The sequence below is a fragment of the Halalkalibacter flavus genome, from assembly GCF_036663575.1.
GTDB lineage: Bacteria > Bacillota > Bacilli > Bacillales > Bacillaceae_D > Halalkalibacter > Halalkalibacter flavus.
Genome location: NZ_JAWRVK010000356.1, coordinates 1 through 247, shown reverse-complemented (window position 1 = coordinate 247; position 247 = coordinate 1). Strand labels below are relative to the sequence as shown.

Annotated in this window: 1 protein-coding gene; it reads right to left on the bottom strand. The window is 61.5% G+C overall.

Features of this window, described 5'->3' with window-relative positions; translation table 11 throughout:
- Nucleotides 1-247, bottom strand: a 247-nt coding sequence (locus tag SAY88_RS25465) for a CorA family divalent cation transporter (protein ID WP_332635227.1), incomplete at both ends; no start/stop codon positions are given.

Below are 247 nucleotides of genomic sequence, written 5' to 3'. Positions count from 1 at the left end.
ACGAATGCCGAACCTTCCCGGAGCAGATGCGGCTCACGCTCGCAGCGCTTGCGCACGTCGCGAAAATCGTGCTCGGTATGGTTGCGGATCGACAGCACGTAGTTCGGGCCGACGAACACGTTGAGCTCGCCGACATTGAATTCATCGTCGTCGTCCAGCTCGACCGTATGCAGCACCGCGAACAGCGAATCGCCGTACTCCTCGATCTTCGGCCGTTGATGCCCCTTGCGGGCATCCTCGAGCGCCA